The organism is Streptomyces sp. NPDC048290 (assembly GCF_040652095.1).
Taxonomy (GTDB): domain Bacteria; phylum Actinomycetota; class Actinomycetes; order Streptomycetales; family Streptomycetaceae; genus Streptomyces.
In genome coordinates this window covers 1-26277 of sequence record NZ_JBEZLM010000048.1, presented here as the reverse complement: position 1 = coordinate 26277, position 26277 = coordinate 1, and the positions used below count along the sequence as shown (strand labels likewise).

Annotated in this window: 24 protein-coding genes; 6 read left to right on the top strand and 18 right to left on the bottom strand. The window is 74.7% G+C overall.

Translation table 11 applies throughout. The annotated features are described in order from the left end of the window. Nucleotides 1-58 precede the first annotated feature (58 nt). Nucleotides 59-478 (bottom strand): hypothetical protein, encoded by a 420-nt coding sequence (locus AB0D49_RS40960; protein WP_362769117.1) that lies wholly within the window; start codon nucleotides 476-478, stop codon nucleotides 59-61. Nucleotides 479-572: 94 nt separating this feature from the next. Here AB0D49_RS40960 and AB0D49_RS40955 point away from each other — a divergent pair, with 94 nt between their 5' ends. After that, on the top strand, nucleotides 573-1346 hold the full coding sequence (locus tag AB0D49_RS40955) for an MBL fold metallo-hydrolase (RefSeq protein ID WP_362769114.1): 774 nt from the start codon (nucleotides 573-575) through the stop codon (nucleotides 1344-1346). Next, complete coding sequence (locus AB0D49_RS40950; RefSeq protein ID WP_362769112.1) at nucleotides 1343-1960, top strand: VTT domain-containing protein; 618 nt, start codon at nucleotides 1343-1345, stop codon at nucleotides 1958-1960. The genes AB0D49_RS40955 and AB0D49_RS40950 overlap by 4 nt, the downstream gene beginning before the upstream one ends. Nucleotides 1961-2204: 244 nt before the next feature. On the opposite strand, the gene AB0D49_RS40945 is transcribed toward AB0D49_RS40950, so the two are convergent. The 6 genes from AB0D49_RS40945 to AB0D49_RS40920 all read right to left on the bottom strand — a co-directional run bounded on the left by AB0D49_RS40945 (nucleotide 2205) and on the right by AB0D49_RS40920 (nucleotide 8740). Next, a complete protein-coding gene (locus AB0D49_RS40945) occupies nucleotides 2205-3245 on the bottom strand; it encodes an MBL fold metallo-hydrolase (RefSeq protein ID WP_362769110.1) in 1041 nt (346 codons plus the stop codon). Next, a complete protein-coding gene (locus AB0D49_RS40940) occupies nucleotides 3242-4513 on the bottom strand; it encodes an aminotransferase class I/II-fold pyridoxal phosphate-dependent enzyme (RefSeq protein WP_362769107.1) in 1272 nt (423 codons plus the stop codon). The genes AB0D49_RS40945 and AB0D49_RS40940 overlap by 4 nt, the downstream gene beginning before the upstream one ends. A 57-nt stretch (nucleotides 4514-4570) precedes the next feature. After that, nucleotides 4571-5662, bottom strand: a complete 1092-nt coding sequence (locus AB0D49_RS40935) for a hypothetical protein (RefSeq protein ID WP_362769105.1) — start codon at nucleotides 5660-5662, stop codon at nucleotides 4571-4573. A 189-nt stretch (nucleotides 5663-5851) separates the two neighbouring features. Further along, nucleotides 5852-6130: a DUF6158 family protein gene (locus AB0D49_RS40930; RefSeq protein WP_362769102.1), complete on the bottom strand. Its 279-nt coding sequence runs from the start codon at nucleotides 6128-6130 to the stop codon at nucleotides 5852-5854. 217 nt (nucleotides 6131-6347) lie between these two features. Then, nucleotides 6348-7967: an ATP-binding cassette domain-containing protein gene (locus tag AB0D49_RS40925; RefSeq protein WP_362769099.1), complete on the bottom strand. Its 1620-nt coding sequence runs from the start codon at nucleotides 7965-7967 to the stop codon at nucleotides 6348-6350. A 110-nt stretch (nucleotides 7968-8077) separates the two neighbouring features. Beyond that, nucleotides 8078-8740, bottom strand: coding sequence for a histidine phosphatase family protein (locus AB0D49_RS40920; RefSeq protein WP_362769096.1), 663 nt, complete (start codon nucleotides 8738-8740; stop codon nucleotides 8078-8080). 153 nt (nucleotides 8741-8893) lie between these two features. Between AB0D49_RS40920 and AB0D49_RS40915 the strand changes: the two genes are divergently transcribed. The 3 genes from AB0D49_RS40915 (at nucleotide 8894) to AB0D49_RS40905 (ending at nucleotide 11179) form a co-directional block, all read left to right on the top strand. Then, nucleotides 8894-9580: a phosphatase PAP2 family protein gene (locus AB0D49_RS40915; RefSeq protein ID WP_362769094.1), complete on the top strand. Its 687-nt coding sequence runs from the start codon at nucleotides 8894-8896 to the stop codon at nucleotides 9578-9580. A 61-nt stretch (nucleotides 9581-9641) separates the two neighbouring features. Further along, on the top strand, nucleotides 9642-10040 hold the full coding sequence (locus AB0D49_RS40910) for a hypothetical protein (RefSeq protein ID WP_362769091.1): 399 nt from the start codon (nucleotides 9642-9644) through the stop codon (nucleotides 10038-10040). Nucleotides 10041-10357: 317 nt separating this feature from the next. Then, nucleotides 10358-11179, top strand: coding sequence for a methyltransferase domain-containing protein (locus tag AB0D49_RS40905; RefSeq protein ID WP_362769088.1), 822 nt, complete (start codon nucleotides 10358-10360; stop codon nucleotides 11177-11179). A gap of 38 nt (nucleotides 11180-11217) precedes the next feature. Here the strand turns inward: AB0D49_RS40905 and AB0D49_RS40900 are convergent, their stop codons facing one another. From AB0D49_RS40900 to AB0D49_RS40880, 5 genes are all read right to left on the bottom strand, one after another. Further along, on the bottom strand, nucleotides 11218-11913 hold the full coding sequence (locus AB0D49_RS40900; RefSeq protein ID WP_362769085.1) for a GvpL/GvpF family gas vesicle protein: 696 nt from the start codon (nucleotides 11911-11913) through the stop codon (nucleotides 11218-11220). Between the two features lie 102 nt (nucleotides 11914-12015). Further along, nucleotides 12016-13863: a transketolase gene (locus tag AB0D49_RS40895; protein WP_362769082.1), complete on the bottom strand. Its 1848-nt coding sequence runs from the start codon at nucleotides 13861-13863 to the stop codon at nucleotides 12016-12018. Further along, nucleotides 13850-15217 (bottom strand): FAD-dependent oxidoreductase, encoded by a 1368-nt coding sequence (locus AB0D49_RS40890; RefSeq protein ID WP_362769079.1) that lies wholly within the window; start codon nucleotides 15215-15217, stop codon nucleotides 13850-13852. The genes AB0D49_RS40895 and AB0D49_RS40890 overlap by 14 nt, the downstream gene beginning before the upstream one ends. 175 nt (nucleotides 15218-15392) lie before the next feature. After that, the gene (locus AB0D49_RS40885; RefSeq protein ID WP_362769076.1) at nucleotides 15393-17351 is read right to left on the bottom strand and encodes a DUF5107 domain-containing protein; all 1959 of its coding nucleotides are present in this window, start codon (nucleotides 17349-17351) and stop codon (nucleotides 15393-15395) included. 380 nt (nucleotides 17352-17731) lie between these two features. Continuing rightward, nucleotides 17732-18634 (bottom strand): arginase family protein, encoded by a 903-nt coding sequence (locus AB0D49_RS40880; RefSeq protein WP_362769073.1) that lies wholly within the window; start codon nucleotides 18632-18634, stop codon nucleotides 17732-17734. A 139-nt stretch (nucleotides 18635-18773) separates the two neighbouring features. On the opposite strand from AB0D49_RS40880, the gene AB0D49_RS40875 reads away from it, so the two are divergent. Then, nucleotides 18774-19130: a DUF6204 family protein gene (locus AB0D49_RS40875; protein WP_362769071.1), complete on the top strand. Its 357-nt coding sequence runs from the start codon at nucleotides 18774-18776 to the stop codon at nucleotides 19128-19130. Here AB0D49_RS40875 and AB0D49_RS40870 read toward each other — a convergent pair. The 6 genes from AB0D49_RS40870 to AB0D49_RS40845 all read right to left on the bottom strand — a co-directional run bounded on the left by AB0D49_RS40870 (nucleotide 19093) and on the right by AB0D49_RS40845 (nucleotide 26090). Then, entirely contained in the window at nucleotides 19093-19656 is a 564-nt protein-coding gene (locus AB0D49_RS40870) for a GNAT family protein (RefSeq protein ID WP_362769068.1), read from the bottom strand. The two genes, AB0D49_RS40875 and AB0D49_RS40870, sit on opposite strands and share 38 nt — an antisense overlap. Nucleotides 19657-19713: 57 nt before the next feature. Then, on the bottom strand, nucleotides 19714-20649 hold the full coding sequence (locus AB0D49_RS40865; protein ID WP_362769065.1) for an LD-carboxypeptidase: 936 nt from the start codon (nucleotides 20647-20649) through the stop codon (nucleotides 19714-19716). Between the two features lie 532 nt (nucleotides 20650-21181). Then, nucleotides 21182-23137, bottom strand: coding sequence for a prolyl oligopeptidase family serine peptidase (locus tag AB0D49_RS40860; protein WP_362769063.1), 1956 nt, complete (start codon nucleotides 23135-23137; stop codon nucleotides 21182-21184). Between the two features lie 17 nt (nucleotides 23138-23154). Continuing rightward, on the bottom strand, nucleotides 23155-24459 hold the full coding sequence (locus tag AB0D49_RS40855; RefSeq protein WP_362769060.1) for a M20/M25/M40 family metallo-hydrolase: 1305 nt from the start codon (nucleotides 24457-24459) through the stop codon (nucleotides 23155-23157). After that, nucleotides 24452-25285: a M55 family metallopeptidase gene (locus tag AB0D49_RS40850; RefSeq protein ID WP_362769057.1), complete on the bottom strand. Its 834-nt coding sequence runs from the start codon at nucleotides 25283-25285 to the stop codon at nucleotides 24452-24454. Before AB0D49_RS40850 ends, AB0D49_RS40855 begins: the two co-directional genes overlap by 8 nt. Before the next feature lie 61 nt (nucleotides 25286-25346). Beyond that, nucleotides 25347-26090 (bottom strand): class E sortase, encoded by a 744-nt coding sequence (locus AB0D49_RS40845; protein ID WP_362769055.1) that lies wholly within the window; start codon nucleotides 26088-26090, stop codon nucleotides 25347-25349. Nucleotides 26091-26277: the final 187 nt, after the last annotated feature.

Sequence of the window (26277 nt, the reverse complement as noted above, 5' to 3'; positions counted from 1 at the left end):
AGTACAGGGAGTACAGGGAGTACAGGGAGTACAGGGAGTACAGGGAGTACAGGGACGGTCACTGACCGTCGTAGCCGGCTGTGGGCATGGAGAGTCTGCGGTGCACCTGGGCCTTCATCCGGGCGTCGTAGGAGGGTTCCGCGCGGCCGACGGTCTCGACCCGCACCCCGCGCCGCGCGCACTCCTCGGTGAACTCCTCCACGGACGCCAGCGCGCTCTCCAGCACCCGGCGGCTGGGGGCGACGAACACATCGTGTCCGGGGCGCACGTCGTCCCAGAGGATGCAGTGGTCCGGGCGGAGCCCGGAGACCAGTAACTGGCGGGTGACGACATAGCCCCGCTCGGCCGCCCAGCGGGCGCACATGGCGTGCTGGCTGCGCGAGTCCACCAGGAACGGATCGGCGTCCAGCTCCTCCAGCGGCGTCAGACTCGCGATGGCCGTGACACGCGTGCCGGAGGTTGTGCGCGGTTCTCCCATGGTGTCCCCCTCACCTCCGGTCACCTCCGGGTTTCGCCGCCGACCCTACCGCTGCGCGTACGCTTCGGGGGAGTCGCGCGAAGGAGGCAAAGGGGTGCCGGTGGAGATCACCTGGTGGGGTCACGCCACCTGCACGGTCGAGGATTCGGACGTACGCGTCCTCACCGATCCCCTGTTCGCGCGCCGGCTCGCTCATCTGCGCCGCCGCCGTGGCGCCGTGCCCCCGGACGACGCCCGGCGCGCCGATGTCGCCCTGGTCTCCCACCTGCACGCGGACCATCTCCACGTGCCCTCCCTGGCGGCTCTCGCCCCGGACACCCGGGTGCTCGTGCCCCGGGGCGCCACCCGCGCGGTGCCCGCCCTGCGCCGGCTCTCCCACCTGCGGATCACCGAGGTCGCCCCGGGCGACACGGTCGCCGTCGGCGATGTCGTGGTACGGGCCGTGCCCGCGCGCCACGACGGGCGGCGGCTGCCGGTCGGGCCGCACCGGGCGCCCGCGCTCGGCTATGTCGTGGCGGGCGAGGCGCGGACGTACTTCGCCGGGGACACCGGGCTGTTCGCCGCCATGGCCGAGGAAGTCGGGCCGGTGGACGTGGCGTTGCTGCCGGTCGGCGGCTGGGGACCGTACCTCGGGGAGGAGCATCTCGACGCGGGGCGGGCGGCCGAGGCGCTGGCCCGGCTGGGGGCGCGCAGCGCGGTGCCGGTGCACTACGGCACGTACTGGCCGATCGGGATGGACGCCGTGCGTCCGCATGAATTCCACGCGCCGGGCGACGAGTTCGTGCGGCTCGCCGCCGAGCGGGCGCCGGGGGTCGTGGTGCACCGGCTGGGACACGGCGAGCGGGTGCGGCCGGAGGTCGCGCGGTGAGTTGGCTGGCGGCGGCTGCGGAGAGTGTGCCGCCGGAGAGTACGCAGCAGGCTATCGGCTATCCGACGCTGTTCGTGCTGGTGCTGCTGGGGGCGTTGGTGCCGGTGGTGCCGACGGGGGCGCTGGTGAGTTCGGCGGCGGTGGTGGCGTTCCATCAGACGGCGCCGTTCTCGATGGCGCTGGTGTTCGTGACGGCGTCGCTGGCGGCGTTCCTCGGGGACATCACGCTGTACTGGCTGGGGCGGCGGGGGATGGGGTCGCGGAACGGGTCGCGGTGGCTGGCGGCGATCCGGGCGCGGGCGCCGGAGGATCGGCTGGAGCGGGCGCAGTCGAAATTGCGCGAGCACGGGGTGTTGGTGCTGGTGCTGTCGCGGCTGGTGCCGGCGGGGCGGTTGCCGGTGATGCTGGCGTGTCTGCTGGCGGAGTGGCCGCTGCGGAGGTTTGCGCGGGGGAATGCGCCGGCTTGTCTGGCGTGGGCGGTGACGTATCAGTTGATCGGGGTGCTCGGGGGGTCGTTGTTCAGTGAGGCGTGGGAGGGGGTGGTGGCGGCGGTGGGGTTGACGTTGGCCATCAGTGCGGTTCCTGGTTTTTGGCGGCGGGTTCGGGGGCGGTAGCTGGTCGGGTGGGTGCGGGTCGGTGGGGGCTGGTCGCGCAGTTCCCCGCGCCCCTGGGAGGGGGGTGGTGGCGGTTGTGGGGTTGGTGCGGGTCCGTGGGGGTTGATCGCGCAGTTCCTCCCCCAGAGGGGGTACCCCCAGCGCCCCTGGGAGGGGGCGGTGACGGTCGTGAGGTGGGTGCGGGTCCGTGGGGGGTGATCGCGCAGTTCCCCGCGCCCCTGGGGGGCGTTCGAGGGGTCGTGGCTCAGAAGGTCAACTGTCTTGATGCTCCGATCGGTAGGTCCCATAGGTGTTCTCTGGGGTGGCCTGCGTTGTGCCAGGCCGTTCTTACTCGGGTCAGGGGTTCCAGGACCGGTTCCGCGGAGAGGATGAACGTGCCCCAGTGCATGGGGGCCATGCGGGTCGCGCCGACGTCCTGGGCCGCGCGGACCGCCTCCTCCGGGTCGCAGTGGACGTCGCTCAGCCACCAGCGGGGCTCATACGCGCCGATCGGGAGCAGGGCCAGGTCGATACCGGGGTAGCGGCGGCCGATCCGGGTGAACCAGTGGCCGTAGCCCGTGTCGCCCGCGAAGTAGACACGGTGGCCGTCGGGGGCGGTGAGGACCCAGCCGCCCCACAGGGTGCGGCAGGTGTCGGTCAGGGAGCGCTTGGACCAGTGGTGGGCGGGGACGAAGTCGAAACGGACCCCGCGCAGTTCGGCCGCCTCCCACCAGTCCAGCTCCGTGACGGTGGTGAAGCCGCGGCGGCGGAACCAGGGGGCCAGCCCCGCCGGGGCGAACACCGGGGTGGTGCGCGGGAGGCGGCGCAGGGTGGGGGCGTCGAGGTGGTCGTAGTGGTTGTGGCTGATGACGACCGCGTCGATCGGGGGAAGTGACTCCCAGGGGACGCCGACCGGGGTGATACGGGGCGGGGTGCCGAGGATGCGGCGCGACCAGACCGGGTCGGTGAGCACGGTCAGGCCGCCGACGCTCACCACCCAACTGGCGTGCCCGGCCCAGGTCACGGCGAGTGTGCGGGCGTCCGCGCGGGGCAGTGGGCCGGGCGCGAACGGCAGCCGGGGGATGTCGGCGAGACCCTCGCGCCCGGGGCGGACGGCGCCCTCGCGGGCGAAGCGGGTCATGGCCTTGATGCCGGGCAGCGGGGCGGTCAGCCGGTCGTGGAAGGCGCGCGGCCACACCCGGCGTTCGGCCAGCGGGCGGGGTTCGGCCAGCGGCGGATAGGGCGCCAGCGGGTCGCCGGTGACCGGCGCGGTCGGGCCCGTGGTCTTCTCGGACTGCTGCGTCATCGAGGAGGCTCCCGTCGCTGGGCGTCGTCGCGGAGATCGCCGAGGACCGACCTCACCGTGCTCAACGCCTGTCGCACCTGTGGCAGTTCCAACGGCGAGGGCGTGTCCAGGCATTCCGTCCCCGCGCTGCCGAGGAGCGGTCCGGTGGTCAGCCGGACCCGGAGCGCGGCGAGGTCGTCGCCGAACCGGTGCCCGCCCGGCGCGGGCATACCGAGCCGGTGGCTGAGGAAGTCCTCCAGGTCCTGGGCGTCCCCGACGCCGTGCGTGAGCAGCGCGGGCCGCAGCGGGCCGAGATCGGCGTACAGCTGGCGGCCCGCGCGGGGCGGCCGGGCCAGCGCACCGGCGTCGACGACCGCCGCGTGCAGGGCGTGCGCGAGGCGCGCGTGCAGCCGTACGGCGGCGGTGGCGCGGGCGGTGACCGGGGCGGGCTCGCTCAGCGCGTAGCCCGTGGCGGCGGCGACCGGTCCGGCGACGGAGGCGCCCAGCGCGGTCAGCACGTCCAGCACCCGTGCGTGCAGGACGGTCCCGTCGGGCCCGGCCGGGAAGCGGGCGACGGCGGACGGCCAGGCGGGCGGCAGCAGCGCCCCGGCCAGATCGGTGACCACGGTGACCCGCTCGGGCAGCATCTCGGCGGGGCTGAGCAGCACGGGGGCGCGCCCGGCGGCCGGGGTGCCGTCGGGCGCGGGGTGCGCGGTGTCCCGCCAGGTCTCGTCGCTGACCAGGTGCAGGCCCTCGCCGGTGGCGGCCTCCGCGACCCGGAGCAGCAGTTCCGGCGGGGCCACGGTGCCGGTCGGGTCGTCGGCGATCGACAGCACCAGCAGCCGGGGCCGCCCGCCCTCGTCCCGGACCCGGCGCACGGTCTCCAGCAGCGCGTACGGGTCGGGCACACCGCCGCACTCGGCGGGGGTCGTCACATGGAACACCGGACGGCCCAGCAACCGCGCGTACGGCGCCCACCAGGCGGCGCACGGGCGCGGCACCAGGACGTCACCGCCGAGCGCGGCGGTCAGGGCCAGCAGCAGGCTGGGGGCGCCCGGGGCGGCGGCGACCTGCCCGGGGCGGGTGGGCAGGCCCCGGCGGGCCCAGTAGCCGCAGGCGGCCTCCAGCAGGGCCCGGCCGCCGCCGACCGGTTCGGGGCGGGCGCGGGCAGCGGCGGCGGCGAGCACGGCCGACAGTTCCGGCAGCGGCGGAAGGCCGTCGTCCGGCAGGTGCGGTCCGTAGCGGACGGGGCCGTGGCCCTCCGGGGTCTCCGGGTCGGTCCGCCGCATCCGTACCTCCGTGTGGTGCCGTGGGTGGATGAGGGCCGTCCGTGGGGCCCGGTGGTGTCAGCCCTGGGCGCGGGTCAGCCGGTGGCGCAGCCGGTACGCGGCGCCTGTGCAGGCGCCCGCGATGAGCAGCCCGCCCGCCACCAGCGCGGGCACGGAGTCGGTGAAGGTACCGCCGGAGCCCGCGTGGACGCCGTGCTCGGTACGCGGGGGCGGGGCGCAGTCCCGGGACTCGCCGGGCCGGCGGTCGTCGGACCCGGTGCCGGGATCGCCGGGGGCGCGGTCCGAGCCGGGCTCCTCCCGGGACCAGGGCTCTTCCCGGGACATGTGGTCCTGCCCCGGCGGGCACGGACGGTGGACGCCGCCATCACCGCCGCCATCACCGCCACCGTGACCGCCACCGTGACCGCCACCAGTTACGCCCCCGTCACCGCCGCCGATCCCTCCCCCGATCCCGCCGCTCGTGTCCCGCTGCACGGTGAAGGTCGCGCTCCACGCTTTGCCCTTGCCACCGCGCGCCGCCGGGCACTCGCCGTCCACCGTCCAGGCCGCGTCCCGCGCACCGCCGTCACCGTGACCGCCGCCGACCCCAGAACCCGACCCGCCACCGTCCACCGTCCACGCCGCGCCCTGCGCACCGACGTCACCGTGACCACCGCCTGCCCCGGACCCCGCCCCACCACCGCCCACCATCCACACCGCGCCCTGCGCACCGACGTCGCCGATTCCGCCGCCTGCCCCGGAGCCCGCCCCGCCACCATCGCCATGTCCGCCGCCCGACCCGGACCCCGCCCCACCACCGTCACCGTGCCCACCGCCCGACCCAGCCCTCGCCCCGCCGTCCTCGAAGTGGGCCCCCGTGGCGATCCGCGCGGTGCCCCGGTAGCGGGGCGCGCCGCGGTCCTGCCCGCCCCCCGGCTCCAGGCGCAGGGCGACGGTCCGTTCGGCGAACGCCCGCGAGGTGGCGTCCATGGTCCTGGGCGCGGTCCCGCCGACGGGGTCGCAGGTGACGGAGACGGTGACGGTGCCGCCGGGCCGGGCCCGTGCCGGGCTCACCTCGGTGGCCGGTTCCGCGGCGGCGGGCGGCGCTCCGCCGAGCACGACGGCACCCGCCGCCACGGCCAGGAACACGGAACGGGGGCTGCGACGCATGGGGCGGACTCCTCGGACGGTCGGCGAAGGGGAGAACTCCCCCCTCCCGCACCCATCACAGCCCGCCCCGCGCCGCCGCGCGCGCGGCCCGCATCCATTGGCGGGACCCGACGGGCCCACCCGGGTGAACCGGCGGTGTCCCTGCCGCGCCGCACCGGGGTCACGCCCTACTCTCCCCGCCGGGCGCGCTCAGGGCGCGGCCCGGTCCCGGGCGCCGTCCCGGGTGCGGGACGCCGCCACGAACCGGGACGGATTGCGCCGCAGATACTCGCCCTCCAGCTGGGCCATCCGCTCGTTGTGCGCCCGCAGCGCGTCGTTCGAGCCGTACAGCAGGGTGTCGTGGCGGGTGCGGTGGATGGTCTCCAGCTCGCGCATCAGCTGCTGGTCGTCCAGCCGGCCAGGGTCGACTCCGGTCATGTGGTGCCCCGCTCGTCGTGTCCGTCCGTGGTGTTCCCACTGTACGAACATTCAGCGCACCCCGCCCCGGCACGCGCACCGAGGAAGCACCCCGCCCCGACACGCCCGCCAAGGACACGCCTCGCCCCCCGTACGCCCGCCAAGGACACGCCCCGCCCCGGCGCGCCCGCCAAGGACGCGCCTGCCCCGACACGCCGGCAGAGGACACGCCCCGCCCCGGCCCGCCACCAAAGGACGGTCCGCCCCGCCCACCCGCCGAGGCCCCCAGCTACCGCGCCCGCTGCACCCGCCGCTCGTCCCAGACCGGACCGGACGACTCCCGGACCCGGCCGTCGCCGCCGAAGACCAGGAACCGGTCGAAGGAGCGGGCGAACCAGCGGTCGTGGGTCACCGCGAGGACCGTGCCGTCGAACGCGTCCAGCGCCTCCTGGAGCGCCTCGGCGGACTCCAGGTCGAGGTTGTCGGTGGGCTCGTCGAGCAGCAGCGCGGTGACGCCCTGCAACTCCAGCAGCAGGATCTGGAAGCGGGCCTGCTGGCCGCCGGACAGCCGGTCGAAGGTCTGCTCGGCCTGGCCGCTCAGCTCGTAGCGGCGCAGCCGGTTCATGGCGGCGCCCCGGTCCTGGGCGTACTCCTTCCACAGGATGTCCAGCAGGGTGCGGCCGAGCAGTTCGGGGTGGGCGTGGGTCTGCGCGAAGTGGCCGGGCACGACCCGGGCGCCGAGTTTCCAGCTGCCGGTGTGGGACACCTCGTCCCCGGCCAGCAGCCGCAGGAAGTGGGACTTGCCGGAGCCGTTGGAGCCGAGGACGGCGACCCGTTCGCCGTAGAAGACCTCCAGGTCGAAGGGTTTCATCAGGCCGGTCAGCTCCAGCGCGGCGCAGGTCACCGCGCGGACCCCGGTCCGGCCGCCCTTGAGCCGCATCCGGATGTCCTGCTCGCGCGGCGGCTCCGGCGGCGGTCCGGCCTCCTCGAACTTGCGCAGCCGGGTCTGGGCGGCCTGGTAGCGGGAGGCCATGCCGTCGTTGTTGGCGGCGGACTGACGCATGGTCAGCACCAGCTTCTTCAGCTGGGCGTGCTTCTCGTCCCAGCGGCGGCGCAGTTCCTCGAACCGGCCGAAGCGCTCCCGGCGGGCCTCGTGGTAGGTGGCGAACCCGCCGCCGTGCACCCAGGCGTCCGCCCCGGCCGGACCGGGCTCCAGGGAGATGATCCGCTCGGCGGCGCGGGCGAGGAGTTCCCGGTCGTGGGAGACGAACAGGACGGTCTTCGTGGTCTCCTTGAGCCGCTCCTCCAGCCAGCGCTTGCCGGGGACGTCGAGGTAGTTGTCCGGCTCGTCCAGCAGGAGGACCTCGTCGGTACCGCGCAGCAGCGCCTCCAGGACCAGGCGCTTCTGCTCACCGCCCGAAAGAGTGCGGACCTGGCGCCACTGGGCCCGTTCGTAGGGCACGCCCAGGGCGGCCGTGGTGCAGATGTCCCAGAGGGTCTCGGCCTCGTAGCCGCGCGCCTCGGCCCAGTCGGCGAGGGCCTGCGCGTAGCGCAGTTGGGCGGCCTCGTCGTCGACGGTCATGATGGCGTGCTCGGCGGTGTCGACGGCCCGCGCCGCCTCCCGGATACGCGGCGGCGCGACCGACACCAGCAGGTCCCGTACGGTCGTCTCGTCCCGTACGGAGCCGACGAACTGGCGCATCACCCCGAGGCCGCCGCTCACGGTGACCGTGCCGCCGTGCGGCTTCAGCTCGCCGGAGATCATCCGCAGCAGGGTGGTCTTCCCGGCCCCGTTGGGACCGACGAGGGCGACGGCGGCGCCTTCGCCGACCCGGAACGAGACATCGCCCAGCAGCGCCCTCCCGTCGGGGAGGTAGTACTCAAGATGCGCGGCTTCCAGATGTCCCATGGTCCGCATTCTGGGACGTGGCGGACGGCGGGGGCAAACCGTTAATCGCGGCGGGGACACACCGCCGTTGACAGCGGGGGCACACCGCTATGGACGGCGGGGGCACACCGTCAGAAACCCCCTCCAGCCCTCAGGGGCCGTCCCATGGGTCCGCCCTCCCCGTGCGGTCCGGGCGCCTCGCCCTGCCAGCTCAGCGCCTTGAAGCCGGTGCCGGGCGCGCCCTCCAGCAGCACGATCCCGGTGTTCTCCAGGCGGTGCGAGGCGCCGAAGGTCACATCGAGGTTGTCCGCGCGGACGGTCGCCCACAGCCGGATCGCGGCCCCGTGGCTGACCATGGCGACGGTTCCCGCTCCGCTCGCGGCGGCCTCCGCGACCACGGCGTCGTACCGGGCGAGGGCCTCGTCGCCGGTCTCCCCGCCGGGCATACGCAGCGCGGTGTCGCCGCTCATCCAGGCGACGACCGTGCGCATGTACCGCTCTCCGTCGCCCAAGTAGCCCGGCAGCATCTCCAGGTCGCCCGCGGCCAGCTCCCGGATGCCGTCGCGGACCCGTACGCCGAGCACTCGCGCGGCGGCCAGCGGGGCGGCGGTGTCCTGGGTGCGGGTGAGGGTGGAGGCGTAGACGGCACCTATGTCCTCGTCCGCGAGCGCGGCGGGGAGGGCGGCGGCCTGACGGCGGCCGAGGTCGGTGAGGCCGGTGCCGGGTACGGCGGTGTCGAGGAGCAGGTCCACGTTGGCGCCGGTCTGGCCGTGCCGGATGAGGATCAGACGCATGGACCGGGTCTCCTCCCGCCGGTTCCCGGGGCGGTCCGGCCCCGGCGAAGGGGGCGGCGACCCGTGGCCCCGGACCGGGCGGCCGGGGGACCGTGACCGGCGTCGCGGCGCGTGCGGTGACGGAAACGGCCACTTCAGGGTAACCGTGACCGCATGGACCCTGATGTCGATCTCACCGCCCCGCTGCCCGGCCGCCACGCACTGCGCGAGAGGCTGCTCGCGCTCGACTCCCGGCTCTTCGAGTTCGCCGCCGAGCGGGAGTGGCCGTACGCCGAACGGGTGCTGCCCCGGCTGAGCCGGTTCGCGAACCACGGGGTGCTGTGGGGGGTGACGGCGGCGGCGATAGCGGCGAGCCGCACCCCGAGGGGCCGACGGGCCGCCGCGCGGGGGCTGGTGTCGCTGGCGCTGGCGTCCGCGACGATCAACACGGTCGGCAAGCGCAGTGTGCGCCGCTCCCGTCCGTCGCTGGGGCCGGTCCCGGCCGCCCGGCAACTGAAACGGCAGCCGATCACCACCTCGTTCCCGTCCGGGCACGCGGCGTCGGCGGCGGCGTTCGCCGCCGGGGTGGCGATGGAGTCCCCGCAGTGGGGCGCGGTGGTGGCGCCCCTCGCGTACTCGGTGGCGATGTCCCGGGTCTACACCGGGGTGCACTTCCCGAGCGATGTCCTCACGGGCGCGGCGCTGGGCGTGGGCGCCGCCTTCGCCGTACGGGCGCTGGTGCCGCCGCGGGAGCCCGCGGTGCGGCCCGCGCATCCTCGGGCGCAGGCACCCGCCCTGGTGGCGGGCGAGGGGCTGACGCTGGTCGTGAACCGGGCGTCGGGGACCGCCGAGCGGGCCTAGGGGGTGTCTGACGGATCTCCGTGGCGTCGCGACGCCCGGCACGCACTCTCGCCGCACGCGGGTGCTGCGCGCGGACCGGCATCCGCTGCTCGCCGGGTTCGGGGGGCGGGTGCGGCCGATGTGGCTGCTGTTCGCGGGCAACGGCACGTACCACCGGATGGGGCTGGTGCCGGGGCGGCGGGCGGATCTGGCGGACGGGCGGCTGGACGTGCGGCTGGTGCACGGGGGGCGGCGTCCGGCGCTGCGGCTGCTGGCGGCGGCCGTGGCGGGCCCGCTGACCCGCTCCCCCGCACATGCCGCCGTCCAGGTCGGCGCGCTGCGGCTGACGGACATCCCGCCGGGCACGCTGCTGGCGTACGACGGCGAGGTCACCGAGGTCGGCGGCGAGGTGATCCTGCGCAAGCACTACCGGGCGCTGGTGGTGTACCGGCCGCACGATCCGGGCCGGGGCGAGGACTGAGGGCCGTACCCGGCCACAGCCCGAAGGCCGTACCCGGCCACAACCTGAGGGCCGTACCCAGCCACAACCTGAGGGCCGTACCCAGCCACAACCTGAGGGCCGTACCCAGCCACAACCTGAGGGCCGTACCCGGCCACAACCTGAGGGCCGTACCCAGCGACAGCCTGAGGGCCGTACCCGGCCACGATCCGACGGCCGTACGCGACCACGACCTAACACCCCATCAGCCCACATAGCGATACGCGGGGTCTCATTATTCAGAATGGTGCCTAGGGTGAAGGGACGTTGATCGATTCAGCAGGGGAAGGTGCTCAGCCATGCCGGAAGCGCGGGAGACGGCCGTCTACACCCACGGCCACCACGAGTCGGTGCTGCGGTCGCACACCTGGCGGACCGCGGCGAACTCCGCCGCCTATCTGCTCCCCGCGCTCCGCCCGCACCACCGTGTGCTGGACGTCGGCTGCGGCCCCGGCACCATCACCGCCGACCTGGCCGCGCGGGTCCCGCAGGGCCATGTCACCGGCCTGGACCACGCGCCCGGCATCCTGGACCAGGCCCGTGCGACGGCCGCCGCGCGCGGGCTGACCCACACCGACTTCACCACCGGTGACGTGCACGCCCTGGACTTCCCCGACGCCTCCTTCGACGTGGTCCACGCCCACCAGGTGCTCCAGCACGTCGGGGACCCGGTGGGCGCGCTGCGCGAGATGGCCCGGGTCACCCGCCCCGGCGGGCTGATCGCCGTACGGGACGCGGACTACGCGGCGATGGCCTGGTACCCGGCCTCGCCCGGTCTGGACGGCTGGCTCGACCTGTACCGGCGGGTGGCGCGGGCCAACGGCGGGGAGCCGGACGCCGGGCGGCGGCTGCGGTCCTGGGCGCTGGCGGCCGGGCTGACCGATCTCACGTCGACCTCCGCCACCTGGACGTACGCCACGGACGAGGAGCGCGCCTGGTGGAGCGGGCTGTGGGCGGACCGCACGGTCGCCTCGGCGTACGCGGACCGGGCGACCGGCGGCGGCCACGCCACCGACGCGGAGCTGCGGGCGGTGTCCCAGGCGTGGCGGGAGTGGGGCGACGCGCCCGACGGCTGGTTCTGCGTCCCGCACGGGGAGATCCTCTGCCGGAAGCCGATCTGACATCGCCGGTACGCCACCGCCCCCGTGGTCGCGGTGGCTCAGGCGCCCTCGGCAGCGAAGGAGTAGGCCGCCGAGGGACCGGTGAGTTCCACCAGGACTCCCGGCTCGGCGCTCCGCGCCCGGTCCACGATCTCCACGAACTCCTCCGCCCGTGCCCGGGGCACCAGATAGGCCGCGTTCAGCACATTGCGGCTCGCGGTGCCGCCGGGCGCGCGGTGGTGCAGCGGATAGGCGTGGGAGTCGTCGGCCTGCTCGGACAGCGCCTTGTGCAGCCGTACGGAGAACTCCTCGGCCAGGCTCCGCCGGTCGCCGTCCGCGCTCTCGTGCTCCGGGGCGCTGTCGTCGCCGTACACCTGTACGTTCCACTCCACCCGGCCGTCCAGCCGGTCCAGGGTGTCGCGCAGTTCGTCCTCGCGCAGTTCCAGCATCAGCCGGACCCCGCTGTCGTCGCGGAAGACGGTCGCGGGCCGCAGCGGGAGCGGGGTGGTGACGGTGGTGAGCGCGTCGACGACGCCCTGGTGCAGCCGGGCCACGCCCGCGAGCCACTCCTCGTCCGTCTCCCCGGCGCGCAGCCGCTCCTCGCTGAACTCCGCCTCCGGCACATGGCTGACGACGGCCACCAGCCCTTGGTGGCGCAGCAGCCGCGGCGGGGCGCCCGCGACCCCGGTGAGCTGGGCCTGGAGCGCCGCGCCGAAGGGCCGGCAGACGGCGTACACATACCGCGATGTGGTCATGGAGCCTCCTGGAAGGGGCCTACCCGCTGACGGCCCCGTGACGCGCGTCGCACCCGCCACCCGCGTCACACGCGGCCCACACGCCCGGCGCGTGCCCGGCGCTCACGACGCCACCGCCTGCTCCACCAGCAGCCGTACGGCGGTGGTGACGGCCCCGGCGTCGATCCCGGCCGCGCGCAGCTGCTCGGCGGGCAGGGCAGAGCCCGGCATGGTGTCGACCGCGAGCCGGACCAGCCGGGGCACCGGGCCGCCGTCCGTGAAGGCGTCGGCGACGGCGTCCCCGAGCCCGCCCTCGGGATGGTGGTCCTCGACGGTGACCAGACAGCCGGTGTCGGCGGCGGCCCGGCGCAGGGTGGTCTCGTCGACCGGCTTGACCGAGTAGAGGTCGATCACCCGGACCGGGATGCCGTCGGCTTCGAGCGTGTCGGCGGCGGCCAGCGCCTGCCCCACCGTGACCCCGGCGGCGACGACCGTCACCCGGTCCTGGTCGGAGGCGCGGAGCACCTTGCTGCCGCCGACCCGGAACTTCTCGCCCGGCCCGTACAGCACGGGCGTGGCGCCGCGCGTGGTGCGCAGATAGCGCACGCCGTCCAGCCCGGCCATGGCGGCGACCAGGAACGCGGTCTGGTTGGCGTCGCACGGGTACAGCACGGTGGAGCCGTGTACCGCGCGGAACATCGCCAGGTCCTCCAGACCCATCTGGGAGGGACCGTCCTGGCCGATGGCGACCCCGGCGTGCGAGCCGACCAGGTTGATCCCGGCGCCGCTGATCGACGCCATCCGCACGAAGTCGTACGCCCGGGTCAGGAAGGCGGCGAAGGTGCCCGCGTACGGCACCCAGCCCCGGGCGGCCATGCCGACCGCGGCGGCGACCATCTGCTGCTCGGCGATGTAGCACTCGAAGTAGCGGTCGGGGAACTCCTTGGCGAAGTACTCGGTGCGGGTGGAGTCGCCGACCTCGCCGTCCAGGGCGACGACATCGCCGCGCGCGGCTCCGAGCGCGGCGAGCGCCCGGCCGTAGGCGTCCCGGGTCGGCACATCCTCGCCGCGCTCCCACCGGGGTGCCTCGGCGTCGGGGTGGAACCCGGGGTGCGGGACGGGCGCCGGGGGCGGTTCATGGACCTGGACGCGCAGGTCGCGGGGGCCGCCGAGTTCGGCGATGGCCCCTTCGGGGTCGGGCAGCGGCTTGCCGTGCAGTCCCTCGCGGTCCTGGACGCCCGCGACGCCCTTGCCCTTGAGGGTGCGGGCGAGGATCACGGTTGGCCGGCCCCGGGTGGCCTCGGCCTCGACATAGGCCCGGTCGATCGCGGTCACGTCGTGTCCGTCGATCTCGGCCGTGTGCCAGCCGAACGCCCGGAAGCGGCGGGCGTAGGCGTCCAGGTCATGGCCGTGCCGGGTGGGACCGCGCTGGCCCAGCCGGTTGACGTCCACGACGACGGTGAGGTTGTCGAGGTGCTCGTAGGCGGCGTGCTCGGCCGCCTCCCACACCGAGCCCTCGGCCAGCTCGCCGTCCCCGCACAGCACCCACACCCGGTAGCCGGTGCGGTCCAGCCGCTTCCCGGCGAGGGCGATGCCGACGGCGACCGGCAGCCCCTGGCCGAGCGAGCCGGTGGCGGTCTCCACCCAGGGCAGCCTGCGGGGTGTGGGGTGCCCCTCCAGGCGGCTGCCGAGGGTGCGGAAGGTGAGCAGTTCGGTGTCGTCGATCGCCCCGGCGGCCTTGTACGCCGCGTACAGCAGCGGCGAGGCGTGGCCCTTGGACAGGACGAAGCGGTCGTTGCCGGGATGGCCGGGGTGGTCGAAGTCGTAGCGCAGATGTCCGGCGAGCAGCACCGCCATCAGGTCGGCGGCGGACATCGACGAGGTCGGATGTCCGGAGTCCGCGGCGGCGCTGGCGCGCACACTGTCGACACGCAGTTGCTGGCCGAGTTCGGTCAGTTCACGGGTGTTCATCGCGCTCCTCACGGGTCGGCGGGGCCGGATCGGAAGCTGAGGGGGAGGTGCCGTCGGGAATCCGGGCCAGTTCCGGGGAGCCCGACTCCAGTGGCACCGACCAGGACCGGACGAGCCCCAGTTGCACGGTCTGGCGCGGCAGCACCGCGTCCAGCAGCCAGTCGGCGCCGACCCGTGCCCGGTTGGCGGGCAGGGCGGCGAGGTGGTAGCCCCGGGTGACCAGCCCGGCGAGCGGCCCGGACAGGGGCACGCCGAGCGGATCGGCGGCGGCCTGGGCGCCCCCGAGGTCCACCACGAAACCCAGGTCCCGGTGATGGTGGGGCCGCGCCTCACCGAGCCCGAGGGACGCGGCCACGTTCTGCGCGGCGGTACGGCCCTGCCGCCAGGCGTGCTGCGCGGTCATCGGGGCGTAGCCGCCGGGCCGGTCCAGGTCGGGTACGGCGGCGGCGTCCCCGCAGGCGGACACCTCGGGGCGGCCGGGTATCCGCAGATACGGGTCGACGGCCAGCCGTCCGTGCTCCAGGGGCAGCCCCAGCGAGTCGACCAGCGGATCGGGCCGTACGCCCACGCACCACACCAGGGTCCGGGTGGGCACGAACTCGCCGTCGCTGAGCAGCACCCCGTCGAGGGTCGCCTCGCGGACCGAGGTCCCGGTGCGCACCTCGACACCGCGTCCGCGCAGCACCCGGGCGGCGGTGCGGGACAGCCGTTCGTCCAGCTCGGGCAGGACCCGGGGGGCGATGTCCAGCAGCAGCCAGCGGGGTCCCGCGCGGTGCCGCGGCCGGTGTCGGCGCAACTGCTCGCGGGTGGCGAGCTGCCCGTGCGCGGCGACCTCGGTGCCGGTGTACCCGGCGCCGACCACCACGAAGGTGCGGCGGGCGGTACGGGTCTCACGGTCCTCGTCACCGGCCGCCAGCTCGATCTGCCGGGTCACGTGGTCACGCAGGTACAGCGCCTCGGGCAGCCCCCGGAAGCCGTGCGCGTACTCGGCGACGCCGGGCACGGGCAGCAGCTTGTTGACGCTTCCGGCGGCGATGACCAGCCGGTCGTACCGGAGCGTGCCCCGGGCGCCCTCCGGGTCGCGGTAGTGCACCGCCCCGGTGTCCAGATCGATGTGCCGTGCCTCGCCGAGGACCAGCCGGGTGCCGGGCAGCGAGTCGGTCAGCGAGACGGTGACCCGGCGCGGCTCCAGGGCCCCGGCGGCGACCTGGGGCAGCAGCGGCAGATACAGGAAGTAGTCGGTCGGGTTCAGCAGGATGACGTCGGCGGTCCGCCGGAGGCGCCGGGTCGCGGCCCTGGCCGCCCGGAACCCGGCGAATCCGGCTCCGACGATCACCACACGGGGACGCGTCACGGTCGCCTCCGATGACGGTCGGCAGCGGAACCCTCCGCGTGCCCCTCAGCCCACCGGGCAAACACGACGCCGGCCACCTGGGGACCGAGGGCGCCTCCGCCGGACGGACCGAGGGCGCCCCGGACCGCCCGGCCGCCACCGGGAGACCCCTGGGACCCCGCCCTGACGCCCCGCGCTACCCCTCCGGCCGCATCCGGAAGTCGAAGTGGGCCGGGAGCGGGTCGTCGGTGAGGCGGGACCACAGCAGGCCGATCGTCTCCGCGCCCTCCCGCAGGTCGGCCACCTCGAAACCGGCGGCGAAGACGGCCCGCGCCCCGTCCCGGTCGCCCTCCGCGAGGAGCAGCCCCGCCTCGATGAGCCGGAAGCGGCCCCGGGCGCGGGTGGCCGGGTGGAGCCGGTCGTGGACGGCGCGGGCGTCGGCGGTGCGGCCGACGGCGACCAGGCTCTCCAGGGCCTCCCGGCCCAGCGCGGCGGTGGCGGCCGTCCACTGTTCGCCGTCGTCCCGGCGCTCCCGGCACAGGTCGTCGAAGGCTTCCACATAGCGTTCGGCGGCCCGCTCCCGGTTGCCGGACAGCCGGTCGGCGACCGCCAGACAGCGCAGCAGCGGCCACAGGGAGGGGGCCAGCGGGAGGGCGCGTTCCCAGCTGCGGACGGCCTGGGCGCGGTCCCCGGCGTGCCACTGCGCGATGCCGAGGTGGTACTCGGCGAGCGGGGTGGCGGGCGCGGTCTCCAGCATGTCCCGCCAGGGCGCGGCGACCAGGGTCTCCCCCGGCGGCCGTACCCGGCGCGGCTCGGGGACGGACCCGGCGCGCAGCAGATGCAGCCAGGGGGCCTGGGCGTCGGTGAGGGTGGCCCGGTCGAAGGGCGTGCCGGGGAGCTTGAGGTCGCCGCGCAGCACCTCCAGGGCGCCCCAGCCGGAGCCGGTGGCGAGGATCTCGCCGGGTTCGGTGTCGGCGTACGGCTTCCAGGCGGCGTAGGCGGCATCGACGGCGGCGCGCGGCAGTACGGTCTCCAGCCGCCGTTCCGCCGTGTCCAGGACGGTCGTCCACGCGCCCTCGGGGTCGGTGTCGAGCGGGCCGTACGCCTCCAGCCAGGAGATCTCGCTCTCCGCTTCGAGGCGGACGTGTTCGAGCTGGGTGCGGGCGATCCCGGCCTGGATCTCGCAGTAGCCGCCGGTGCCGGGGGCGGTCAGCCAGTCCTGCCAGCGGCGCCCGCCCGGTCCCCGGCCCCAGACGAAGAGCTTCCGGCCGCGCAGCGCGTCGGTGGAGGTCTGCACCAGCCCGTGCCCGCCGTCGTCCAGCGCGGCGATCCAGCGGCGCCGCCCGTCGGGGAGCGCGTAGAAGTAGTCGGCGGCGAACTCGCTGTTGCCGGGGTAGGTCCGGTCGGTGCCCCCGGACACGGGGACCGGGACGCGGCGCAGCCGGCGTTCGTAGCCGAAGTGCCAGGCCTCCTCGGCGGGGGCGAGGACCCGGCACTCCTCGGGCACCGCGATGTTCGACCACCAGTACACGGGTACCGCCCGCTCGTGGGGATTGCGTATCCGCACCCCGGCGTAGAGGAAGTCGGAGCCGTCGGGCAGCCACAGGTCGACCTGGAAGGGCAGGTCACGCAGCCGTTCCCACTCCCACAGACGGAGCATCTCGGTGCCGTCGGGGGCGGACACGCGGGCCGCGTGCAGCGGGGCGCAGGACAGGGTGGTGTGGCCGGTGGCGCCGATGTTCCACTCCACGCCGCCGGAGAACCAGGCCCCGTTGAGGGCGAAGTTGGCGGGCTGGAGGACCGGGTTGCGGTAGAGGAGTTCCCGGCCGGTGGACAGTTGGACGAGGGAGACGAGCCGTCCGCCGAGTCCGGGGACGACGGTGGCGCGCAGCCGGTCGTTCTCCAGGACCACCGCCTCGAACTCCTGGGGCTCACGGGTCCGTCCGTAGCCGTCCCGGACCCGGACCGGGAGCAGGCTGCCCAGCGGTTCGTAGCCGATCTGGCGGGCCATGTCGCGGGGCAGGTCGTCCCGGTCGCGTTCGTCGACCGTGTGGACCTCGTCGAGCGGCAGCAGCGGCGGGAGCGGGTTGTCCGGCCCCGGCCGCGCGGCGGGCAGGGTCACTGCGGCACGTCGGATCGTCGTCACGATCACCATGGAAGCGGGCCGTCCGCCGCTCGGCCAGGGTCGCGGCGGGTCAGGATTACGCAAAGGCCGCGCCTTGGGGGTCACTCACCCCGGGTCGGGCCCGGCCTGGCTTGGCCCGGCCCGGATCGGATCAGCCCGACCTGGCTCGGCCCGGCTCGGATAGCCCGGCCCGACCTGGCTCAGCTCGATCAGCCCGACCTGGCCCGGCTCAGATCAGCCCGACCTGGCCCGGCCCGGATCAGCCCCGGCTCAGCTCGCATCAGCCCGACCTGGCTCGGCCCGGCTCAGATCAGCCCGACCTGGCTCGGCCCGGCTCGGATCAGCCCGGCCCGACCTGGCTCAGCTCGATCAGCCCAATCTGGCCCGGCCCGGATCAGCCCCGGCTCGGCTCAGCCGCGTTCCCCGAAGCCGTCCACCACGATGTCCGCGAGCAGCGCGCCCGCCGTGCCCGCCGGGTCCAGATCGGGGTCGTAGATGGTGACGTTGAGCCCCACGCAGCGGCTGGACGCGAGCAACGGCCGCAGCAGGGCGACGGCTTCCTCCGGCAGCAGCCCGTCCGGGTCGGGGCTGTCGACGGCCGGCATCACCGTGGGGTCGAGCACATCGGCGTCCAGATGCACCCAGAACCCGTCGAGTTCCGGCACGTCGAACGCCTGGGCCGTGGCACGGGCGAGCGCCTCGGCGCCCCACTCCCGTACGTCCCCCACCGTCACCACCGGGATCTTCAGGGCGGCGAGTTCGGCGCGGTCGTCCTCGAACTCGTCCCTGATCCCGAAGAACCGGAGGTCGTCGTCGCGCAGATAGGGCCGCAGCCCCTCCAGGTCGGACAGGTCGTCCGGGCCGCGTCCGGTCGCGATGGCGACCTCCTCGCCGCCGGCGGCGCCGATGTGGTCGGAGTTTCCGGTGTGCCGGAAGTCCGGGGAGGCGTCGAGGGCGACGAGGCCGTACCGCCCGAGGCGGCGCAGCGCGAGGGAGGCACCGAGCTGGATGGAGCAGTCCCCGCCGAGGACCACGGGGAAGTTCCCGGCCCGCACATGGTGCTCGATCCGGTCGGCGAGCTTCGGCGTGTACGCGGCGAGCGCGGCGGCGTTGAACACACCGTCGCCCTCCCGCCAGTCCCCCCGGTCGTAGCGGGGCGGTACGACCACGCCCCCTTCCTGCGCGCCGAGCCGCCGCACGATCCGCTGCTCGCGCAGGGCCCCGGCGAGCTTGTAGCAGCCGGGGACGGTACCGGGGGCGGGCGGGCGGAGTCCGAGGTTGGAGGGGGCGTCGACGACCACGAGGCTGCGCATACGGGCCATCCTCCGCCAGGTCGGGTACGGGATCAACGGGCCGCCCGGTAATTCCCCGCGCGCCCCGCCCCCGACGGCCTACAGTCGACCGGCGAAGCAGCGCGCGGAGCGTCCGCGCGCCCTCTGACGGAAGCAGCCCATGAGCGACCTCCACACCTACCGGGTCATCGTCCGCGGCACCTGGCACGACCTCACCGACACCGCGCGCGAGCGGCTGCTCGCCGAGGCCGGTGCGCACGGGATGACCAGTATGCGGTTCTCCGAGGAGGGCTCGCTGTCCTATGAGCCGGTGCCGCTGAAGCACTTCTCGATGCGCTATGTGGTGGTCTCCGACCCGGCGGACGGCGACGAGATGGCCGCCGCGCTCGCCGAGGACCGCGCGGAGAGCGCGCTGCGCGCCCTGGGCTACGGCTTCACCGGGCTGCGGTCGACGGTGACCGACCTGGACACCATGAAGATCAACCGGAAGGCCGCGGCCCGCGCAGCTCGGCGGTGAGCGCGAACCGCTCGTGATCGCGCCAGGCGCCGTCGATGAAGAGCATCTTCGGTGAGAACCCCTCGTGCCAAAACCCCTGGCTGCGGGCCAGCGCGAGGGACGCGGTGTTGCCGGGCTGCACATTGATCTCCAGCCGGTGCAGCCGCATCGGGCCGAAGGCGTGGTCCACCACCAGGCCGAGCGCCTCCCCCATGAGCCCCCGTCCGGCGGCGTGCGCGAACGCCCCATAGGCGACCGCGCCGCTCTGGAAGGCGCCGAGCACGATGTTGTTGATGGTGATGAATCCGGCGAGCCGTCCCCCGGCCCGCTCGCACACCAGGAACCCGGCCTTCGCCGGGTCCTCGGTCACCAGCCGGGCATAGGCGGCGTAGGTGGCGGCCGTGGTGGGCGGGAACAGCCAGGGCTGGTGCAGCGCCTTGCTCTCCCGGGCCCGCGCGGTGAACTCCTCCCCGTCGCCCCGGGTGAAGGGCCGGATGCCCACGCGGGGGCCCTCGGCGAGATACGGAGGGGCGGCGTCGTACGGCATCCGGCCAGCGTACGTCGGCCCGCGCGGCGCGGGCCACGGTCCCCCGGGGACCCGGGGTCAGCTCAGCGCGGGTTCTGTCAGGGTCAGCGTGCCCGCGTCCGCGTCCAGGTCCGCCGCCAGGCCGAACGGCACGGTCAGGGCGCCCTCGCCGTGGCCGAACCCGAACTCCTCCACCACCGGCACGCCCAGCGCGCCGAGCCGGTCGGCGAGGACGGCCCGGACCGTGTCGTAGGGGCCGCAGTCCTGCCACGACCCGAGCAGCACCCCGCGCACCCCGTCCAGCCAGCCCGCGCGCAGCAGATGGGTGAGGTCGCGGTCCAGCCGGTACGGCTCCTCCCCCACGTCCTCCAGACAGAGCAGGCCCCCGGCGGCGGAGCGGCGGGCGTGCGGGGTGCCGAGGTCGGAGGCCAGCAGCGACAGACAGCCGCCGAGCAGCACACCGCGCGCCCGGCCCGGCACCAGCGCCGGTCCGCCGGAGGCCAGGGTCAGCACGGTCTCCGGGGCGAACAGGGTGGCCCGCAGATGGTCCTGGGCCCGGGTGTTCTTGAGGAAGTCGACGCCCGCCGCCATCGGTCCGTGCAGGGTGGCCAGGCCGAGCCGGGTGGCGAACGCCTCGTGCAGCGCGGTGATGTCGCTGAAGCCGACGAACACCTTCGGCCCGGCGGCCCGCATCGCCTCCCAGTCGAGCAGCTCCACCATGCGCTGCGCCCCATAGCCGCCCCGGGCGCAGAGCACCGCGGCGACGGACGGGTCGCACCAGGCGCGCTGGAGGTCGGCGGCCCGGTCGGCGTCGCTGCCCGCGAGGTACGCGAACCGGGGGTGCCGGTCGAGGACATGGGGCAGGGCGAACGGGTCGAGGTCCCAGCCGCGCAGCAGGTCGAGCCCGGCCTGGAGCCGGTCCTCGGGGACGGGCCCGCTGGGGGCGACGACGGCGACCCGGGCACCGGGCACGAGCCGGGACGGTCGGCGCAGCGCGGGAACGGTGTACGTCATACGATCGGCTCCAGACGGGTCCACATACGGGGCGGCTCCAGACGAGCGCCCATAGGGCCGGGCTCCACACGAACCCACCTACAGGGCGGCTCCACACGGGTCCTCACACGGCCGGGCTCCAGACGAGCCCCCATAGGGCCGGGCTCCACACAAACCCACCTACGGGGCGGCCCCACACGAGCCCCCATACGACCGGGCTCCACACGGGTCCGCATACAGCCGCGCTCCGGACAAGCCCGCACACGGGGCGGCCCCAGCCGGGTCCGCATACAGCCGCGCTCCACACGAACCCACCTACAGGGCGGCCCCAGACGGGTCCTCATACAGCCGCGCTCCGGACGAGCCCACCTACAGGGCGGCTCCAGACGGGTCCTCACACGGCCGCGCTCCGGACGAGCCCGCCCACCGTCCGCTCCGGACCGGTCCCCATACGCTCGGCTTCCCCCGCGGATCGTCACTCGGTCCACTCCAGCGGAGCGGCCCCCGCGGATCGTCACCCGGTCCACTCCAGCGAAGCGGCCCCCGCGGATCGTCACCCGGTCAACTCCAGCGGAGCGGCCCCCGCGGGCAGCCGCAGCCCGAACACCTGGGCGTACAGCGACAGCTCGGCCTCCAGCGCCCGGATCATGGTGTCCGCGCGGCGGAAGCCGTGGCCCTCGCCCTCGAAGGCGAGGTAGGCGTGCGGGACGCCCCGGCCGCGCATCCGGGCGAGGAACCGCTCGGCCTGGACCGGCGGGCAGATCACGTCGTCCAGGCCCTGGAGCAGCAGGAACGGCGCGGTGATCCGCTCGGCGTGCTCGATCGGGGAGCGTTCGGCGTACCGCTCGGGCACCTCGGCGAACGGCCCGACCAGGCTCTCCAGGTACTGGGACTCGAAGTCATGGGTGCCGTCGGCGCTCCAGTCGGTGAGGTCGAGGACGGGGTAGATGATCGTGCCGCAGGCGTAGACGTCGGTGGTGGCGAGGGACGCGGCGGTGGTCCAGCCGCCCGCGCTGCCGCCCCGGACGGCGAGCCGGGCCGGGTCGGCGGTGCCGTCGGCGGCGAGGGCGCGGGCGACGGCCGCGCAGTCCTCGACGTCGACCACGCCCCACTGGCCGCGCAGCCGGTCGCGGTACTCCCGGCCGTATCCGGTGGAGCCGCCGTAGTTGACCTCGGCGACACCGATGCCGCGTGAGGTGAAGTAGGCGATCTCCAGGTCCAGGACCAGGGGGCTGCGGCTGGTGGGCCCGCCGTGCGCCCAGATCACGTACGGCGGCAGTTCCCCGTCGGGCGCGGTGTGCCCGGGGTGGTGGGGCGGGTGGACATGGGCGTGGATGTCCCGTCCGCCGGGGCCCTGGAAGACCCGGGCCTCGGGGCGCGGGTAATAGGCGGGGTCGACAGCGTCGTGGTGCGGGGCGCCGACGACCCGGGTGTGCCCGGTGACGGTGTCGAGCGCGACGACCTCGGCGGCCGTGTACGGGCTCGCGCCGACGGCGACGACCTGTTCGCCGTCGGCGGCGAGGGTGCCGCCGAAATCGGTCCAGGGTCCGGCGGCGTCGGCGATCTCCCCGGTGGCCGGGTCGAGCAGTCCGAGCGCGGCGCCGCCCCGGCCGTGCAGCACGGCGATCCGGCCGTCGGCGAGCGGCGCGAACCAGCGCAGCCCGATCTTCCACAGCGGTCCGCCGAACTCCTCCTCGCGGGGGCACAGCGGCCGTCCGTCGCGGTAGAGGTTCCACCAGCCGGTGCGGTCGCTGGAGTACAGCAGGGAGCCGTCGGCGGCGAACTCGGCCTGCGCGATGGACTCCTCGGGCCCGCCCGCGACCGTGCGCGCCCCCGTGAGGGCGCCGTCGGCGCTCACGTCGGCGAGCAGCAGCTCGGTGCCGTCCCACGGCATACGGGGATGGTCCCAGCCGAGCCAGACCGCGCGCCGCCCGTCGGGCGAGAGCCGGGGCCCGGTGACGAACCGGTGCCGCTCGGGCGTGAGTTCCCGTACCGCCGACCGGTCCTCGGCGGCGGACCCGTCCAGCGGTACGGCGGCCAGGACGCGGCGGACGTCGGCGGGGCGGTCGCCGGTGTACTCCTCCAGGACGCACCACACCTCGCCCCGGTCGGTGTGGAGCTGCGGGTCGGCCCAGCGCAGTCCGCCGCCGACCGGGGAGAGCGGGGTCAGCGGGACGGGGTCGCCGCCGGGCCGGTGACGGTAGAGCCGCTGGTCGGCGAGGTGGGTGAAGACGATCAGCGGTCCACCGTCGGTGGGGACGCCCGCCCAGGGCTGTCCGCCGTACTCGATGACCCGGCTGCGGACGTTCCAGGGCGCGGGCAGGACGGACTCGGTGGTGCCGTCGGCGCGACGGCGGACCAGGGCGCGCCGGCCGCCTTCGGTGGGCCGGGGTTCGGTCCACCAGATCTCGTCGCCGACGATGCCCACGTACTCGGGGTTGCCGTCGTGGGCGGCGGCGAGGGCCGCGTCGACGGGGGACGGCCAGGAGCCGTAGGGAAGGGTCGTCATGTCGGGGTCCCTCTCGCTCACGCGGTCCGCAGGAACCGGTCGAGGACCTGGACGCCGAAGTGCAGGGCCTCGACGGGCACGCGTTCGTCGACGCCGTGGAAGAGGGCCTGGTAGTCGAAGCCCTCGGGCAGCTTCAGCGGGGCGAAGCCGTAGCCGGTGATGCCGAGCCGGGAGAACTGCTTGGCGTCGGTGCCGCCGGACATGCAGTAGGGCACCACATGGCCCTCGGGCGCGTACTCCTGGACGGCGGCCCGCATCCGGGCGAACGTCGGTGAGTCCACCGGCGCCTGGAGGGCGACCTCGCGGTGTGCGAACTCCCAGTCGACGTCGGGGCCGGTCAGCGCGTCGAGCGTGGTGCGGAACTCGTCCTCGCCGCCGGGCAGATACCGTCCGTCGACGTACGCGACCGCCTCGCCGGGGATGACATTGACCTTGTATCCGGCGCTGAGCATGGTCGGGTTGGCGCTGTTGCGGACGGTCGACTCGACCAGCTTGGCGGCCGGGCCCAGCTTGCCGAGCAGGGCGTCGACGTCGTCCAGGTCGGGGTCGACGCCGTAGAGGGCGCCGAGTTCGGTGAGGGCGGCGATCACGGTCGGGGTGAGCCGCGTCGGCCATTCGTGGGCGCCGATCCGGGCGACGGCGGCGGACAGCCGGGTCACCGCGTTCTCCCGGTTGACCTTGGAGCCGTGTCCGGCCCGGCCGCGCGCGGTCAGCTTCAGCCAGCCGGTACCGCGTTCACCTGCGGCGATGGGGTAGATCTGGCGTCCGGAGCCGTCGTGGAAGGTGAACGCGCCGGACTCGCTGACGCCCTCGGTACAGCCCTCGAACAGGTCGGCGTGCCGGTCGGCGAGGAACCCGGAGCCGTCCTCGGCGCTGGCCTCCTCGTCGGCGGTGAACGCGATCACCACGTCCCGCCGGGGCCGCACGCCCTCACGGACCCAGGAGCGGACGGCGGCCAGGATCATCGCGTCCATGTTCTTCATGTCGACGGCGCCGCGCCCCCAGACCACGCCGTCGCGGATCTCCCCGGAGAACGGGTGCACGCTCCAGTCGGCGGCCTCGGCGGGGACGACGTCCAGATGGCCGTGGACGAGCAGCGCGTCGGCGGACGGGTCGGTGCCCGGGAAGCGGGCGACGACATTGGTGCGGCCGGGGACGCGTTCCAGGAGCACCGGCTCAAGTCCGGCGTCGGCGAGCCGTTCGGCGGCGTACTCGGCGGCGGGCCGCTCCTGGCAGTCGCCGCCGCCCCGGTTGGTGGTGTCGATCCGGATCAGGTCGGAGGTGAACTCGACGACCTCGTCCAGGGCCCGCTGGTCAGCCATACTGCTCCTCCACGGCGGCCGAGACGATGGTGGTGACCGCCTTGAAGGTGCGGATCGCCGCGTACATGGTCGGCTCGGCGTAGCCGATCCTGCGCTCCCCGGTGCGCTCCACGCCGGGCACGACGGTCGCGGCCATCGCGAGGTGCTCGGCGTCGAACTCCAGCTCCATGCGGTGCGGCCCGGCGGCGGCCGGTTCGTGCCGCACGGCCAGCGCGGTGGCTTCCTTGGCGGCGGCCCGGATGTCGGCGGCGGTCCTGGCGGGCGTACGGCACACGGCCGCGTACCGCGACACATGGTCCTTGACGGCGACCTTGCGGGCCTCGGGGGCGTAGCCCAGGGCGTCCTGGCAGGCCACGTCGTCACCGGTGACCAGGACGACCGGGACGCCGTACTCGGCGACGACATGCGCGTTGAGGAAGCCCTCGCTGGCGCGGACGCCGTTCAGCCAGACGCCGGTGATGGAGTTGGCGAGGTAGGTGTGGGCGAGGACGCCCTCGTCCCCGGCGCCCGCGTGATAGCCGATGAAGGCGATGCCGTCGATGTCGCCGTGCTGGACGCCCTCGACCATGGAGAGCGGCTTGTGGCGGCCGGTGAGCATCTCGGCGCGCTCGTCGAGGCGCTCCAGGAGCAGATTGCGCATGGTCCAGTGCGCCTCGTTGATCAGCACCTCGTCGGCGCCGCCGTCGAAGAAGCCGAGCACGGCGGCGTTGACGTCGGAGGTGAACATCGACCGGCACCGCTCCCACTGCGGTGTCCCGGGCAGCACGTCGGCCGGCCAGGTGACACCGGTGGCGCCCTCCATGTCGGCACTGATCAGGATTTTCATGGTGCGCACGTTACGCGGTGACCTGGGACCGGACCAGGAGGGGGCTACCGAAGATTTTCCGTCAGGACGGCTGATCGGCGCCAGAAACAGCGGTGGTGTCCACCAAGACACCGATTTTGTCGATGCGGTGCTCCGGGTTGCCCATCTCGTCCCGCCAGAAGTTGCCCGCCGCGTCGTCCTCCGGCGTGGCACAGGTGGACACCGTGATCATGGCCTCGGTGGGGGTCTCGCCGGGCCTGCCCGGGACGGCGGCGCGCTGCGCCTCCAGCGAGGCGGGGGTGCGGAAGGACGTCTCGCGGGTCTCGGTGATCCGGTAGGTGTAGCGCACGCCGTCGAAGTCGACGGTCACGGTGTCGTCCACCGCGAGGTCCGGCAGGTCGCGCAGCGGTCCTCCGGCGCTGAGCCGGTGGGCGGTGACGAGATAGTTGCCGATCTCCCCGGGGCCGACGCCCCCGTCATCGCCGTAGGGGCTGGCGCCGACGCCCTCGTTCTGTAGGTCGGTCCCGGGCCGGTCGTCCGTGGTGCCCTCGTAGGGGACTATCTCCAGGGCGTCGAGCCCTATGTCCGGGATGGCGAGCGAGGCGGACTCGGTGCGGGGGTCGGCGTCCGGCGTCGGGGCGGCGGGGGACGGCTCCGAGGACGCCGAGGGGGCGGGGACGTCGGCGGGGACATCCGCGGGGGTGGCCGCCGGGGTGGCGGACGGGGGCGAGGCGGAGGCACTCGGCGTGGCCGAGTCCACACACCCGGTGAGGAAGAAGGCGAGTGCCGCGGCGACGGTGACGGAGGCACTGCGCCGAGCGGTCATACCGTCGAGCATAAGCGCGTAGGGGGCACTCGGGGCGGTCGATTCCGATCCCTGTGGACTGTCTGTCGGGCACATGTGGGGGACGTGTCCGGGCGCTGTCGGGGACCGGGTGGCGGGCGGGCGGCCCTCGCGGCCCGTCGGGACCGGACCGCTGGCGCAGATGCCGGGCGAGCGCCCGCTCCAGCCT

Coding starts and splice junctions, on each gene's coding strand:
- AB0D49_RS40960 (WP_362769117.1), bottom strand. CDS start 478: ATGGGAGAACCGCGCACAACCTCCGGCACGCGTGTCACGGCCATCGCG.
- AB0D49_RS40945 (WP_362769110.1), bottom strand. CDS start 3,245: ATGACGCAGCAGTCCGAGAAGACCACGGGCCCGACCGCGCCGGTCACC.
- AB0D49_RS40940 (WP_362769107.1), bottom strand. CDS start 4,513: ATGCGGCGGACCGACCCGGAGACCCCGGAGGGCCACGGCCCCGTCCGC.
- AB0D49_RS40935 (WP_362769105.1), bottom strand. CDS start 5,662: ATGCGTCGCAGCCCCCGTTCCGTGTTCCTGGCCGTGGCGGCGGGTGCC.
- AB0D49_RS40930 (WP_362769102.1), bottom strand. CDS start 6,130: ATGTTCGTACAGTGGGAACACCACGGACGGACACGACGAGCGGGGCAC.
- AB0D49_RS40925 (WP_362769099.1), bottom strand. CDS start 7,967: ATGGGACATCTGGAAGCCGCGCATCTTGAGTACTACCTCCCCGACGGG.
- AB0D49_RS40920 (WP_362769096.1), bottom strand. CDS start 8,740: ATGCGTCTGATCCTCATCCGGCACGGCCAGACCGGCGCCAACGTGGAC.
- AB0D49_RS40915 (WP_362769094.1), top strand. CDS start 8,894: ATGGACCCTGATGTCGATCTCACCGCCCCGCTGCCCGGCCGCCACGCA.
- AB0D49_RS40905 (WP_362769088.1), top strand. CDS start 10,358: ATGCCGGAAGCGCGGGAGACGGCCGTCTACACCCACGGCCACCACGAG.
- AB0D49_RS40900 (WP_362769085.1), bottom strand. CDS start 11,913: ATGACCACATCGCGGTATGTGTACGCCGTCTGCCGGCCCTTCGGCGCG.
- AB0D49_RS40895 (WP_362769082.1), bottom strand. CDS start 13,863: ATGAACACCCGTGAACTGACCGAACTCGGCCAGCAACTGCGTGTCGAC.
- AB0D49_RS40885 (WP_362769076.1), bottom strand. CDS start 17,351: ATGGTGATCGTGACGACGATCCGACGTGCCGCAGTGACCCTGCCCGCC.
- AB0D49_RS40880 (WP_362769073.1), bottom strand. CDS start 18,634: ATGCGCAGCCTCGTGGTCGTCGACGCCCCCTCCAACCTCGGACTCCGC.
- AB0D49_RS40875 (WP_362769071.1), top strand. CDS start 18,774: ATGAGCGACCTCCACACCTACCGGGTCATCGTCCGCGGCACCTGGCAC.
- AB0D49_RS40870 (WP_362769068.1), bottom strand. CDS start 19,656: ATGCCGTACGACGCCGCCCCTCCGTATCTCGCCGAGGGCCCCCGCGTG.
- AB0D49_RS40865 (WP_362769065.1), bottom strand. CDS start 20,649: ATGACGTACACCGTTCCCGCGCTGCGCCGACCGTCCCGGCTCGTGCCC.
- AB0D49_RS40860 (WP_362769063.1), bottom strand. CDS start 23,137: ATGACGACCCTTCCCTACGGCTCCTGGCCGTCCCCCGTCGACGCGGCC.
- AB0D49_RS40855 (WP_362769060.1), bottom strand. CDS start 24,459: ATGGCTGACCAGCGGGCCCTGGACGAGGTCGTCGAGTTCACCTCCGAC.
- AB0D49_RS40850 (WP_362769057.1), bottom strand. CDS start 25,285: ATGAAAATCCTGATCAGTGCCGACATGGAGGGCGCCACCGGTGTCACC.
- AB0D49_RS40845 (WP_362769055.1), bottom strand. CDS start 26,090: ATGACCGCTCGGCGCAGTGCCTCCGTCACCGTCGCCGCGGCACTCGCC.